Annotated in this window: 13 protein-coding genes and 1 pseudogene; 11 read left to right on the forward strand and 3 right to left on the reverse strand. The window is 39.8% G+C overall.

The window, feature by feature from the left end; genetic code table 11:
• From L647_RS0107625 to der, 7 genes and pseudogenes are all read left to right on the forward strand, one after another.
• Positions 1–916 (forward strand): LysM peptidoglycan-binding domain-containing protein (locus tag L647_RS0107625; protein ID WP_024610645.1); only part of this gene is annotated, 916 nt, incomplete at its 5' end.
• Positions 913–1,776, forward strand: coding sequence for a RodZ domain-containing protein (locus L647_RS0107630; RefSeq protein ID WP_024610646.1), 864 nt, complete (start codon positions 913–915; stop codon positions 1,774–1,776). The genes L647_RS0107625 and L647_RS0107630, both read left to right, overlap by 4 nt.
• Before the next feature lie 5 nt (positions 1,777–1,781).
• The gene (gene ispG, locus L647_RS0107635) at positions 1,782–2,900 is read left to right on the forward strand and encodes a flavodoxin-dependent (E)-4-hydroxy-3-methylbut-2-enyl-diphosphate synthase (RefSeq protein WP_024610647.1); all 1,119 of its coding nucleotides are present in this window, start codon (positions 1,782–1,784) and stop codon (positions 2,898–2,900) included.
• A gap of 136 nt (positions 2,901–3,036) precedes the next feature.
• Positions 3,037–4,317 carry a histidine--tRNA ligase gene (hisS, locus tag L647_RS0107640; protein WP_024610648.1) on the forward strand — a complete coding sequence of 427 codons (1,281 nt, stop codon included), beginning with the start codon at positions 3,037–3,039 and terminating at the stop codon, positions 4,315–4,317.
• A gap of 19 nt (positions 4,318–4,336) precedes the next feature.
• Positions 4,337–4,957: a tetratricopeptide repeat protein gene (locus L647_RS0107645; RefSeq protein WP_024610649.1), complete on the forward strand. Its 621-nt coding sequence runs from the start codon at positions 4,337–4,339 to the stop codon at positions 4,955–4,957.
• Positions 4,958–4,967: 10 nt separating this feature from the next.
• Complete coding sequence (gene bamB, locus L647_RS0107650) at positions 4,968–6,143, forward strand: outer membrane protein assembly factor BamB (protein WP_024610650.1); 1,176 nt, start codon at positions 4,968–4,970, stop codon at positions 6,141–6,143.
• A gap of 74 nt (positions 6,144–6,217) precedes the next feature.
• A pseudogene (gene der / locus L647_RS01000000123840) lies at positions 6,218–7,685 on the forward strand (ribosome biogenesis GTPase Der).
• 61 nt (positions 7,686–7,746) lie between these two features.
• On the opposite strand, the gene L647_RS0107660 reads toward der, so the two are convergent.
• A complete protein-coding gene (locus L647_RS0107660; RefSeq protein WP_024610651.1) occupies positions 7,747–8,250 on the reverse strand; it encodes a zf-TFIIB domain-containing protein in 504 nt (167 codons plus the stop codon).
• 27 nt (positions 8,251–8,277) lie between these two features.
• Positions 8,278–8,865 (reverse strand): DUF4202 domain-containing protein, encoded by a 588-nt coding sequence (locus L647_RS0107665; RefSeq protein WP_024610652.1) that lies wholly within the window; start codon positions 8,863–8,865, stop codon positions 8,278–8,280.
• A gap of 228 nt (positions 8,866–9,093) precedes the next feature.
• On the opposite strand from L647_RS0107665, the gene L647_RS0107670 reads away from it, so the two are divergent.
• From L647_RS0107670 to L647_RS0107685, 4 genes are all read left to right on the forward strand, one after another.
• Positions 9,094–10,821 (forward strand): DUF885 domain-containing protein, encoded by a 1,728-nt coding sequence (locus L647_RS0107670; RefSeq protein ID WP_024610653.1) that lies wholly within the window; start codon positions 9,094–9,096, stop codon positions 10,819–10,821.
• A 50-nt stretch (positions 10,822–10,871) separates the two neighbouring features.
• The gene (locus L647_RS0107675; protein WP_024610654.1) at positions 10,872–11,579 is read left to right on the forward strand and encodes a winged helix-turn-helix domain-containing protein; all 708 of its coding nucleotides are present in this window, start codon (positions 10,872–10,874) and stop codon (positions 11,577–11,579) included.
• Positions 11,580–11,734: 155 nt separating this feature from the next.
• Positions 11,735–12,073, forward strand: coding sequence for a hypothetical protein (locus L647_RS0107680; protein WP_024610655.1), 339 nt, complete (start codon positions 11,735–11,737; stop codon positions 12,071–12,073).
• A gap of 115 nt (positions 12,074–12,188) precedes the next feature.
• Complete coding sequence (locus L647_RS0107685; protein WP_024610656.1) at positions 12,189–13,508, forward strand: DASH family cryptochrome; 1,320 nt, start codon at positions 12,189–12,191, stop codon at positions 13,506–13,508.
• Positions 13,509–13,729: 221 nt separating this feature from the next.
• On the opposite strand, the gene L647_RS0107690 is transcribed toward L647_RS0107685, so the two are convergent.
• Positions 13,730–14,121 (reverse strand): putative sulfate exporter family transporter (locus L647_RS0107690; RefSeq protein ID WP_024610657.1); only part of this gene is annotated, 392 nt, incomplete at its 5' end.

Raw genomic sequence — 14,121 nt, forward strand, 5'->3', positions numbered from 1 at the left:
TGTTGAAGCTGTTGAAGCTGTTGAAGCTGTTGAAGCTGTTGAAGCTGTTGAAGCTGTTGAAGCTGCCAAAAATACTACAAACAATGATACAGATAAAGCAATAGCACAAGTAACTAAAACGCCTGAAGAGCCTGCAATAGTAACAAAGCAAACAACGACACCAGATACACCAAGTATCGCAACAGACATATCTGCTGTCATGCTCGCTTTAACAACAGATCACGACTCAGCAATGCCTGCAGTGGTAAAAAAAACAGTGGCATCTAACTCAGAACCTAAAACTATTGCACAAACTACAGTCGCAAAAAAACAACCTATCCAAACTACAGTGCCAAAAGCACCTGATGAAGTTAAAATTATTTCTTTTGGTGCGCCAAAATCAACAAGCTTTAACACACAACAAGTTAGTCAAACAGCTAACTCAAACTATAAAAGTCCTGTAAGAAATAGTGGACCTAATGTGGTTTTTTACGAAGCAACAAAAGATGAAGGCGTATTTTCCGGTAATAATGCCCAAAATAATGACGATATAGAATTTAAAAACTACCGAACAAGTAACCAAACACAACTCCCAATGCTTAATCCTAAGGTGTCTACTTTAAAGGTACCTTTTCATATTATTGAGTTTGGTGAAAACCTATTTAGCATTTCGGTGCGATACAATGTTAAACTACAAAAACTCCTACAATGGAATGGTTTAAAAGAGTCAGATCGGGTAATGAACGGAAGTAAAATTTACCTTAACGATCCCAATATTTATTACGAAATTAAAGCTGGCGACACCCTTTATGAAATAGCTACCCAGCGGCATGTATTAATTGATGAATTAATGCGATGGAATAAATTAAGCCCTGACATAGCACTTACGCCAGGACATAGACTTTTACTAGTGGATCCAGAATCATACATATTATGAATGAAGAAAATACGCAAACACCGAGCGAACAACAAACTGTTGGCCAAATATTAAAAGCACACCGCGAACAAGCAAACGTTAGTATTGAAACTATTGCTAAGCCGTTAAAATTATCTGAATTACAAATACAACGTCTTGAAAATAACGAGTTTCAAGCACTTGGTCCGCTTACCTTTGTTAAGGGCTATATTAAAAATTATTGCCGAGAACTCAAAGTTGATAGCGCTCCAATTTTAGCTATGATGCCAGCGCCACCAGAGCCTGCAAAACCAGCTAATATGCAAAGCTTTTCACGTCGTACAGAAAAAGAAGCCAGCGATAGCCGACTAATGCTAGTTACTTATGTAATTTTAGCGATTGTTATTGGCTCATCAGCTTTATGGTTTTGGCAAAATGCGACTCCTATTGAAGAGCAAACCAGCAATATTAATATTGGTAATTCAATAATGAGTGAGCGCCAAGCTGTTCAATCAACAAATATTCAGCAACAACAATCAGCTGATAAAGCATTATTACAAAATACGGTTACACCTAGCGAAAATGCAGCGGGTGTTCAAGCAACGGTAGAGCAAGCAGCTAATAAGCCGCTCACAGAAAATACCGACTCAGCAACCGACAGCACTATTGAAATGAGCTTTAACGACGAAAGCTGGGTTGAAATTTATGATGCTGAAGGTGAAAAAGTTGCATTTGGTGTTAAAAAAGCAGGCTACGTAATGACTGTAACCGGTAAACCTCCTTTTTCGGTTGTGCTTGGTAAGCACAGCGTTGTAAGCATTACACTAGACGGTGAAGCAGTCGATGTATCGACTTTTCCTAAAAATCGTTTAGCCAAATTTACATTACCACTGGCAGAGTAGTCGCTATGTTTTCAGAATCTCCAATTAAACGCAGAAAATCCACCCGCATCAATGTAGGCAATGTTCCCATTGGTGATGGTGCCCCTATTGCAGTGCAATCAATGACCAACACCGACACGATGGATGTGGATGCAACCGTTGCACAAATTCAAGCAATACAGGCCTCTGGAGCCGACATTGTGCGCGTTTCAGTACCAACAATGGATGCAGCCGAAGCGTTTAAAAGTATAAAAGAGCAAGTAACGATTCCGCTAGTTGCAGATATTCATTTTGATTATCGTATTGCTTTAAAAGTAGCAAAATACGGTGTAGATTGCCTGCGTATAAACCCGGGTAATATAGGTAGTGAAGAGCGTATTAGAGCCGTAGTAGACTCAGCACGCGAGCACAACATTCCTATTCGTATTGGTGTAAACGGTGGTTCATTAGAGCGCGACTTACAAGAAAAATACGGCGAACCAACACCAGAAGCTCTATTAGAATCAGCAATGCGCCACGTAGACATACTACGTCGCCTCGATTTTGATCAATTTAAAATTTCGGTAAAAGCATCAGATGTATTTTTAGCGGTAGGTGCTTATCGCTTACTCGCTAAAGAAATAGACCAACCGCTGCATTTAGGGATTACCGAAGCTGGCGGCATGCGTTCTGGCTCTGTTAAATCTGCAGTAGGTTTAGGCATGTTATTAGCCGAAGGTATTGGCGATACCCTGCGAGTGTCACTTGCAGCTGATCCGGTACAAGAAATTAAAGTTGGCTTTGATATTTTAAATTCACTGCGTATTCGCTCTCGTGGAATTAACTTTATTGCCTGCCCTAGTTGTTCACGACAAGAATTTGATGTTGTAAGTACCATGAACCAACTAGAAGAGCGCCTTGAAGATATTATAGAGCCGGTATCGGTATCTGTAATCGGCTGTGTAGTAAATGGCCCTGGTGAAGCGCTTGTGAGTGATATAGGTTTGGCCGGTGCAAACCGCCGTTCAGGTTTATATATAAATGGCGAGCGCCAAAAAGCACGTATTGATAACAACAACATTGTTGATCAACTTGAAGGTTATGTACGTGACTTTATAGCCCAAAAGCAAAAACAAACACCCATCGACATAAAAATAGTCGAATAAATACCGTTTAAGATGGCATACCGCGCGGTTTGCCGTTTACCTTTATAGCTAAAACGCTATAATGGCGGGTCAATTTTTAGCATTCTTGTTGTGTAGTCATTTTTATTACACAAAAAAACAGTTTTAGGATTTATCAGTGGCAAAACAAATTCAGGCAGTTCGCGGTATGAACGATTGTCTGCCAGGCGATACACAAGTTTGGCAGAAAGTAGAAAACATTTTACGCGAGACAGTGGCATCGTTCGGTTATCAAGAAATTCGTTTTCCTATTGTAGAATCAACCGACCTATTTAAACGCTCTATTGGTGAAGTAACCGATATAGTAGAAAAAGAAATGTACACTTTTGCCGATCGCAATGGCGACTTACTAACATTGCGTCCAGAAGGTACCGCAGTATGTGTGCGTGCAAGTAATCAAAACGGTTTACTGTATAACCAAGAGCAACGCCTTTGGTATATGGGTCCAATGTTTCGTCACGAACGTCCTCAAAAAGGTCGCTACCGTCAGTTTCACCAATTTGGTTTAGAAACATTTGGTATTGCTAGCGCTGACATAGATGCTGAAGTTATTTTATTAACAGCCCAACTATGGAAAGCGTTTGGTATTAACGATCATGTTCGTTTAGAGCTTAACTCTTTAGGGTCTAATGAAGCGCGTGCAGATTACCGTGATGCATTAGTAGCCTACCTTGAACAGCATATGGACGTACTTGACGAAGATTCAAAACGTCGTATGTATTCAAACCCGTTACGCGTACTTGATAGCAAAAACCCTGACGTTCAAGCAATATTAACTGATGCACCTAAATTATCTGAAAATTTAGATGCAGAGTCTAAAGAACATTTTGAAAATTTATGTGAACGTTTAGACGCTGCAGGCGTCATATACACGGTTAACGATAAATTAGTACGTGGTTTAGATTACTACAACCGTACTGTATTTGAATGGGTAACCGATAGTTTAGGCGCGCAAGGTACTGTGTGTGCTGGTGGTCGTTACGATGGCTTAGTAGAACAATTAGGTGGCAAAGCAACGCCGGCAGTTGGTTTTGCAATGGGTCTAGAACGTTTAGTATTATTACTACAAGCGCTTGAATGTGTTGGCGATATTCGTCGTAATGCAGACGTATATTTAGCAGCAATGGGCGACAAAGCGAGTATTCAAGCACCTATTATTGCTTCAGAATTACGACGCGATGTGCCTAATTTACGCGTTATGGTGCATGCTGGCGGCGGCAACTTTAAAAAACAATTAAAACGTGCTGATAAGAGCGATGCACTCGTTGCTATTATTATCGGCGAAGATGAATTAGAAAAAGGCGTCGTGACCATAAAGTATTTACGTGAACGTAAAGAACAAGTCACATTAGAATTAGAACAAGCTAAAGCGCTATTAGCAGAGCTTATCAACAGCTAAGCGAACATTAGAGGTAATAATGGATATTTATTCAACAGAAGAACAACAAGCAGAAGCCATTAAGCGCTTTTTCCGTGAAAACGGTATTTCACTTGCGTTAGGTATAGCTGTTGGCTTAGGCGGTTTATATGGCTGGAAAGCGTATAACCAAAACCAAATTACAACAGCTGAGCAAGCATCAGATTCATTTACAACGCTTGTTGAAAGTGATGACGTATTATCGTCAGCCGATACATTTATTAGCGAAAATAAAGATACAAACTATGCAACACTTGCTGCATTTGTTGCAGCTAAAGATGCTGTAGAAGCGCAAAAATTAGATGTAGCAAGCGAAAAGTTAAGCTGGATTGTATCTAATACGCAAAACACAGAATTAAAAGCAATTGCAATTACACGTTTAGCACGTATCCAAATTGCACAAACTAATTATGATGACGCATTGAACACATTAAATGCACCATTACCAGAAGCATTCAATGCGAATGTTGCCGAACTTAAAGGCGACATTTACAATGAGCAAGGTAATAAAGATCAAGCTCGCACTGCTTATCAAGCAGCTGTAGATGCTGGTGGACTAACAAGTAATCCACTATTACAAGTTAAGTTAGATGACCTAGCAGTAACTAGCCCAGCGGCATAAGGTTTTAGGCATGAGAAAATTAACTACCGCAACCCTTGCCTTATGTATGGCAACATTGATGGGTTGTTCATCAAGTGATGAAGAGGAACTAGTACTTCCTGAAATTGTAAACCAGTTTGAAACAGACGTTGTATGGCAAGAATCGGTTGGTGACGGTGTAGAACATTATTTCTCTCGTTTAACACCAGCCGTTTATGAAGACACCGTATATGTAGCAAGCCGTGAAGGACAAGTTGAAGCGCTTTCATTAACAAATGGCGACACCAAGTGGGAAACAGACGTACGTCAAGATCTCTCATTTTGGCCATGGAGCGACAATGGTACTGCAAAATTATCTGGCGGTATTTTACAAGCTTTTGGTAAAATTTACATAGGCTCTGAGCATGGCTTCATTGTTGCACTTGACCGTGAAACAGGTGAAGAAGTTTGGCGTAAAAACGTCCCTGGCGAATCTCTATCTAAACCAACCGCTGGTGATGGCTTAATATTTGTTAATTTAGGTTCAGGTAAATTATTAGCGCTTCACCCAGATACGGGCGAAGAACGTTGGAGCTTTGAACAAGAAGTACCGCCGCTAACATTACGTGGACAAAGCTCACCAACCGTTGCTAACGGTGGTGTACTAGTTGGTCTTGAAACAGGCAAGCTAAATGTTTTAATTTCAGAAAGTGGTTACTCTGCATGGAGTGCAGAAATTGCCGTTGCTAAAGGTGCATCAGAATTTGAACGCCTTGTAGATGTAGACACTCAGCCACTTGTTAGTGGTCCATACGCATACGCTATTGCCTATAATGGCAACTTAGCCGCTATCGACATTCGCTCTGGTAATGTTGTATGGAAACGTGAATACAGCAGCTACCGCGACCTTGCGATGGACGCACAAAGTATTTATGTAGTAGATAGCGATGGTGTTATTTACGCATTAGATAAAAATTCAGGCATTGAACGTTGGAGCCAACCCGCTCTACGTGGTTGGTATTTAACAGGTCCTACTGTTGCAGGTAGCCATTTGGCTATAGGCGACCAAGAAGGTAACCTACACTGGTTAAATAAAGAAACTGGCGAGCTAGTATCTCGAGAAGACTTTGACAGCTCAGGATTTTTTGTTGAGCCTGTTGTTGCCGACGATAAACTGATTTTATACACCCGTGATGGTGAAGTTAGTGCGGTAAAAATACCGAACTAAGTAGCTAACACTAAAAGGTTTTTTGTAAGGCTTCGCACTGCGAAGCCTTTTGTTGTTTTTTAAAGAGGTAGTTTATGCTTCCCGTGATCGCTCTAGTTGGGCGACCCAATGTGGGCAAGTCCACATTATTTAACCGTTTAACACGTACTCGTGATGCACTCGTAGCCGATTTTCCAGGTTTAACACGAGATAGAAAATATGGTCAAGCTAGCTACGATGGCTATGAATTTATCGTGGTAGACACGGGCGGTATTGATGGCTCAGAAGAAGGCATCGAAATCGAAATGGCAGATCAATCTCTGCTAGCCATTGAAGAAGCCGATATCGTTTTGTTCTTGGTAGATGCCCGTGTAGGTATGACTGTAGCCGATCAAGCAATTGCTAACCATTTGCGTAAGCAAGACAAAAAATGCTTTGTTGTTGCTAACAAAACAGATGGTATTGATGCCGATTCAAATTGTGCCGAGTTTTACCAATTATCATTAGGTGAAATTCATCATATTGCTGCATCGCATGGCCGTGGTATCACGTTATTACTTGAGCAAACACTTCAGCCGCTTATCGCTGAATTAGCAGCGCAAGATGAAGACGTAACCGACAATGACGAAGAGCTTATTGATCTTTACGAAGAAGGCGAAGACGGCGATACCGATCATCAAGCATTTGCAGACAAACCTGTAAAGCTTGCGATTATTGGTCGTCCCAATGTTGGTAAGTCTACACTTACTAACCGCATACTTGGTGAAGAACGCGTAATTGTATACGATATGCCAGGCACAACGCGTGACTCTATCTATATACCAATGACGCGAAATGAAAAAGAATACGTGCTAATCGACACCGCAGGTGTTCGTAAGCGTAAAAAAGTAAGTGACGTAGTTGAGAAGTTCTCAGTTATAAAAACGCTTCAAGCAATCGAAGATTGTAACGTTGTGTTATTGATTGTTGATGCCCGCGATGGTATTTCAGATCAAGATTTAAGCTTACTTGGCTTTGCTCTTAACTCAGGTCGTTCATTGGTTATTGCAGTGAACAAATGGGATGGCTTAGATGATTACGTTAAAGATCGTATTAAATCAGAGCTAGATCGTCGTTTAGGCTTTATAGACTTTGCACGCTTACACTTTATATCTGCACTGCATGGTACAGGTGTTGGTCATTTATTCGAATCTGTTGACGAAGCTTACGAGTCCGCTACTAAGCGTATAAGTACTGCAATGCTGCGTCGAATTATGGACATGGCTCAAGCCGATCACCAGNCCGCCACTTGTTCGTGGTCGCCGTGTTAAGCTCAAATATGCGCATGCCGGTGGTTATAACCCACCACGTATTGTTATTCACGGTAACCAAGTTAAAGATTTACCAGATAGCTATAAACGCTACCTGATGAACTACTACCGTAAAGCGCTTAAAATTATGGGCACACCTATCAAAATCGAATTTAGAGAAGGTGAAAACCCATTTGCTGGTCGTGTTAATAAAGTAACACTGTCGCAAAAGCGTAAAATACGTGCATTTGCTAAAGAAAATCGTAATAAATAAATTCGTTAAAAATTAGTTTATTGCAATAAAAACGGCGTACTTTTTAGTACGCCGTTTTTTATTATTCAAAGTTAAGTAATGCCAATTGCACCAGCCGTTCAACTGTGGTGCCTTGAACATTTTTAGGCGCTTTAGGGTAATACTTTGATTTTGGAGGCTTAATAGTTATAAACCCATGATTGGTTGCCATTTCGTGGGCTAACAGCTTTCGCTCTCGGGGGGTTAAATGGTTTTCGTGTATTTTTGCCAGTTCACCGCTATCAAGCCATATTCCTGCACAACCTGGACACTCATCTATCTCAACCACTTTGAGCGGTGAAAAATACCTGCGCATCATCACAATACTTTTGCACTGTGGACAATTAATTCGTAGCGATACATCGTATTCACTCTCGCTATGTTCACTCAAATGTTTTAGCAATACCTGACCATGCTTTAACTCTGGTGAGCTAAATTTAAAAATTTGGCTGTTATCAAAAAATACGCCGCCTTGCGCTGAAGTGTAAACAGTAATACCGCCAATTAATAACGGCTCAAGAGAGGCATTTGTACGTGGGCAATGCATTTAAAATTCCTTTTTATTTATGTTCTTTTACTCAAGCGCTTTATGAATAAGCCCAACAAGCGGCTCTGGTAATGTAATATTACCTGCAAGTACAAACTCATGGGCTTCATCTGACATTTTTTGCCATGTGCGGCGAATAATACCAATCCATTTTTCTTCATTGTAATCTGGTTTTGCATTGGCAAACCCAAGCATGTAGTGTTCAATAAACACCAAACTCGCTACATCTTCTACTAATTGGCTATCTGGATTGCGCTTAATATCTTTTTTAGCAACCGCGTTATAAACACGGTTTTGGTCCGTATCGTTAAACCCAGCTTGTTTCATTAATTCAACGGCTAGTGACGCATGAAAAATATAAAGTGCGCTACGCCATTGATGATAACCCTGTTTGTTCATTTCAAAGTCGCTACGTGGCGATTTCCAACGCTGAATATGCTGTGCACGCACTGCAATTTGCATGAGTGCATCGGCATCAGGTTTAAAGCGAGTTAGCATTTCGCTCATACGCTGTGAGTATAAATACTCTTTTGGAAAACTTTCTCCATTGTGCTGCTCAGTATTAGGGTCTTGGTTGTTAGCTTCATCAATCAGCGTTATTACTTTATTAAACATGACGGTCTTTTATTGTAATTAGTTTTAATCATTCTAAACGCTGATAAAACAATAAACTAGTGGCCCACTCACTTCAGCGGTGAAATTTGTTCAATCAAAAAGTAAAAGCAAGAGGTACTGGTTGTGAAATTAAGCGCATTAATAAGGTTAACTTGTTATTATCTTAGAAACAAAAATGACACATGTGCGTAAACTAATAAAAATTAACGCGCTAAAAATGAGAATAATATGTTTAAAAAAACAATTTTAGCTATTTGCTTAGCTGTAGCATCACTGCCGAGCGCAGCCGATAGCAATGCAGATTTAAAAACCATTATTGATAACCATTGGCAAAATGCAAAAGCCGAAAAAATATTCTTTCGTACCGACCCTGATGGTTGGAAACCCAGTGGTACATTACCAAATTGGACCGAACAAGCCATTGCAAAGCGCCAAGCTTATAATAACAGTGTATTAAAAAGCTTAAGTAAAATAGATTCTAAAACGCTGAGCAGCTCGCAATTAATGAACTACCGTTTATTTAAATACGAGCGAGAAACAGAGCAGCAAAGTTACCTTTTTCAAGATAAGTATTTTCAGGTTAACTTTTTAAGTGGCTGGCATACCTACTTTGCCGAAGCACCGGCTAATATGGCACTTTTAACACCTGATGATTACAACGCATTTTTAGTAAGCCTTGCCGACTACCCTCGCTTTAATCAAGAAAACATTAACTTGATGAAGGAAGGAATTGAACTGGGGTATACGCACTACTGCAAAACATTTGAAAGTTACGGCCAGAGCATTAACGCTCATATAGTTAAGCAACCTGAAAACAGTGCCTTATACGAGCCCTTTACACGTATACCAAATACGTTTACAGCAGAGCAAAAGGCCACATACCAAAACAAAGCAAAAGCCTTAATTAGCTCAAAAGTAGTCCCGGCTTATCAGCACTTTTACGACTTTTTTGAAAACGATTACATGCCTAACTGTAGAGCAGAGCCAGGTATTTCAAGCGTTAAAGGCGGGCTTGAGTATTACAAATATGCAGTTAATTACTACACCACAACCAATGCCACACCAAAGAAAATTCATGAGCTTGGCTTAAAAGAAGTGGCGCGTATAAAAACACAAATGCAAAACATCATTGATAAAGTAGGTTTTGATGGCACGTATGCTGAGTTTTTAGAATTTTTAGCGACCGACGAGCAATTTTACGCAACAGACGCGCAAGACTTACTTGAAAAAACAGCTTTTATTACGCAAAAAATGTATGGCAAGTTACCAACCTACTTTGGCCATTTACCGCGTAACACATTTACTATAAAAGGCTCAGCGAGTCGCGGCGCGTTTTATATGCCACCTGCTGATAACCGCTCCCCTGGCACTTACTTTTTAGCCTCAACACCTAAGCTACAGCCTTTGTATAATTTAGAAGCTCTTAGCCTTCACGAGGCTATACCAGGGCACCATTTACAAAACGCCATTGCAATGGAGTTAAACGTACCCCAGTTTAGACGCACACTTAGCCATTCAGCATTTGGCGAAGGTTGGGCACTTTACACCGAACGTTTAGGTAAAGAAGCCGGCTTTTATCAAGACCCATACAGCGACTTTGGTCGTTTAGGTTACGAAATGTGGCGTGCAGTGAGACTTGTTGTTGATACCGGTATTCATGCATTTGGCTGGAGCCGCCAAAAGGCAATTGACTACTTGGCAGATCACACTGCTTTGCCACAAAGTGCGGTGGAGGATCAAATAGATCGTTATATATCATGGCCAGGCCAAGCGCTCTCTTACAAAATGGGCGAAATAAAAATACGCGAACTGCGTGCAAAAGCCGAAAAAGAACTCGGGGCTAAGTTTGATATACGCAGCTTTCACGACACCGTAATCGGCCAAGGCTCGCTGCCTATGGAAGTGCTAGAAGACGTAATAAACGATTGGATAGCAAAACAAAAATCGGCTATTTAACATTCAAGGAGGCGGTATTATTTGCCGCCTCTTTCTAAATGGACTTTTTAATGAAACACCTACTTATTTTTATATCACTCATTTTATTTAGCAGCCAAGCAAATGCTTTTTGTTTAGACGCATCAAACTACATAGAGGGCGTAAAATATGGCGTTTGTGGGGAGCAAACAGATTCAATTTCCCTTACGCCTTATTTTATTATATGGATGCTATTAAACGTGTTATTCGGACAGACTCTTAATAAACCAAATATACACATAGGTTTTAAATATTTACTTTTTCTCTGTGCATTCCCACTCAGCCCGCTAGTGCTTTTAATGAATTTAGCCGGAATAATGGTATCTCGGCTTTATAAAAAACACTTAAATACGACAGAAAATAAAACCCAACCTAACCCTGGTTATGCAAAATCCGTCATTGATAAAACTAGGGTGAATCAACTAATAATTGGCGAGTACACTTTTGACGGTATGCAGCAGTCTTTAATTAAAGAGGATGCCCACTACACATTAGAGCCCAAATGCATGCAGGTACTTAGCTATTTAATAGAGCAACAACCAAGAATAGTTAGCCTTGAAGAGTTACACAATAATGTATGGGAGAATCAAATAGTAACCGACACCGCAGTTAGGCGAGTTATTAGCAAACTACGTGTGGCCCTCAATGACAACGACACAAAAAACCCCAAATATATAAAGTCTGTAATGAAGCGAGGTTATCAGCTTATAGCTGAAGTAAAAACACAACCTATTGAATAATAATGACTTACAAAAGTTATAACCAAGGTAATACCATGGTTATAACTTTATAATAACTAGTTAATGGCTTTGTTATCGTTATTTTTTGCCAATCGTTTTAATTTGTTTAGGCGCTGTAGAGCAACCCATAAAATTAAACAATTAAGGAAGAAAATATGAAACACTTATTACCTCTATTACTAGTATTAACCATAACAGTAATTACATTAAGCCTTATCAACAGCAACGAGTGTATAGAAATAGGAAACGCAGCAACTGTCAATATATCATTTGGCACATGTGATTTAGTTAACTCTCAATCAAACATATCACCACTTTTAGCTTTCTTTTGGTTAGCCATGAGCATTTGCTTTGCAATAACATTACCTAAATCAACTATTGCTAATAAGTACAAAATTGCCTTATTTATACTTGGTTTACCACTAACTGTTTTTGTTTATTTAATTGCCTATATATCTAAAAATATACGCCAAGCAACTCAATCTTTTAAGTAAGCCTATATGAGCAAGTAGTACTTGCTCATCCTTTCTTAATTAAATACAAGTGAAAATTAATCCTCACCCGCTTTTGCTTCGTACCACTTTAGAGTTTTAAAACCTGAGCAAACCTATGAGCAAACGTATTTTATATTGGCTACAAAACGATTTACGAATAGACGACAACCCTATTTTAAGCGAACTTGCTACTGGGCAATGTGCGCTCGATATTGTATTTGTAATAAATCCGCATTGGTTTAAAAATAATAACTACCAACAAAAGCCATATGGCGTACATAAACAACAGTTTTTAATGCAAAGCTTATTTGAGCTGCAACAAGCGCTTATTGAACGCGGGCAAACACTGCACGTACTTGAGGGTGACCCTGTTAGTGTTTTAAAGCAGCGCATAGCTGAGCAATACATTGACAAAGTGGTGTGCAGTGAACATGTTGGAACCTATGAGCAGCGCCAACTCGCGCGACTAAAAGCACATTGCCCACATGTCATATTTAAAACAACTCAACAAGACACTTTATTTCAACAAAGCGACCTCCCTTTTGATTTAGACGAGCTGCCTAAAAGCTTTACCCCATTTAGAAAAATGGTAGAGGCGGCAAGCATACCTATAACAATCTCAGCTCTGCCTACAGGTTTACTCCCTCAGCCTATAACATTATGTGCTGCAAACCCAATTGAGCTTAATGAGCATACTAATTATAACAACGCAGTAATGCATGGCGGGCTTAAAAGTGCGCAAACACATTTAAAGCAATACTTTTCAGGCTTGCTACCAAGTACTTATAAAATAACTCGAAACGAGCTTGATGGCTTTAATAACACCACAAAATTTAGTAGCTGGCTTGCTTTTGGCTGTGTAAGTGCGCGGCAAGTTTATAAAGCCGTTCAGGCGTACGAACATAACCAAATAACAAACGAGTCTACCTACTGGATTAAATTTGAATTGCTATGGCGGGAGTATTTTAAATGGCATGCACTTAAGGCAGGTAAAAGCCTGTTTAGCTTTAAAGGCCAAAAGCAAACAAAACCCCTTACTACGTTTATGCCAAACCGATTTGCTGCGTGGTGTAATGGCTCAACACCTTACCCATTAGTCAATGCCATTATGAACGAGCTTAATGAGACCGGTTATATATCAAATAGATCAAGGCAAATTGCCGCAAGCTGCTTAGTTAATGAACTTAGCCTTGATTGGCGCTACGGCGCGGCTTATTTTGAACAGCAACTGATTGATTACGATGTAGCAGCAAACTGGGGTAACTGGCAATACATAGCAGGTGTAGGCGTAGATCCGCGTGGTGGTAGGCACTTCAATATTGAAAAACAAACGTTACAGTTTGACCCACACGCTGTTTACACTAATAAATGGCAAGGCAATAAAAATACCAGCGCGCAACTCGATAACGTAAACGAAGTTGATTGGCCAATTTAAGCCGCCAATCTAGTTAACCTGAGTTCTGGATAATAAATCTATCTCAAGCAGCTATTTTTAGTGCTAACTGCGTTGAATTTACTTGCAATAGACCAGCTATTGACGCGTAAAGTCGCCTTGTTTTCACCAAAAATTTCTAGCTAGAGAAATAGCCTTAAATATCGTTATATTTATAGCGTTTTTAAATCTCTTAACCAGAATTCAGGTTATTCATCCACAATTTAAAACAGCTCAGCAATGCCTATATTAATTACGTAACCGCCTAACGTTAAAAACAAAAACAAGCACAGCGCCAGTAACAGCGGTTTAATACCCGCTTGGCGAATTGCCCCAACATGAGTGCGTAATCCTAGAGCCACCATCGCAATGGTTAGTAATATATTATCAAACCAAACAACTGCGCTTGTAGCCACTTGAGGAATAATAGAGAGTGAATGCACACCACTTGCCACAATAAATAACACTGCAAACCAAGGTATGCTAATACCTGATTTATTATCCTCATTACTTATAGTATTACCTGACTTTGCTCTTTTTTTACTTTGCCAAAACGACAAAGCGACTAAAAATGGCGCAAGCATCATCACACGTAGCATTTTTTCTATAACGGCGG

Source organism: Pseudoalteromonas sp. TB64, from assembly GCF_000498095.1.
Lineage (GTDB): Bacteria > Pseudomonadota > Gammaproteobacteria > Enterobacterales > Alteromonadaceae > Pseudoalteromonas.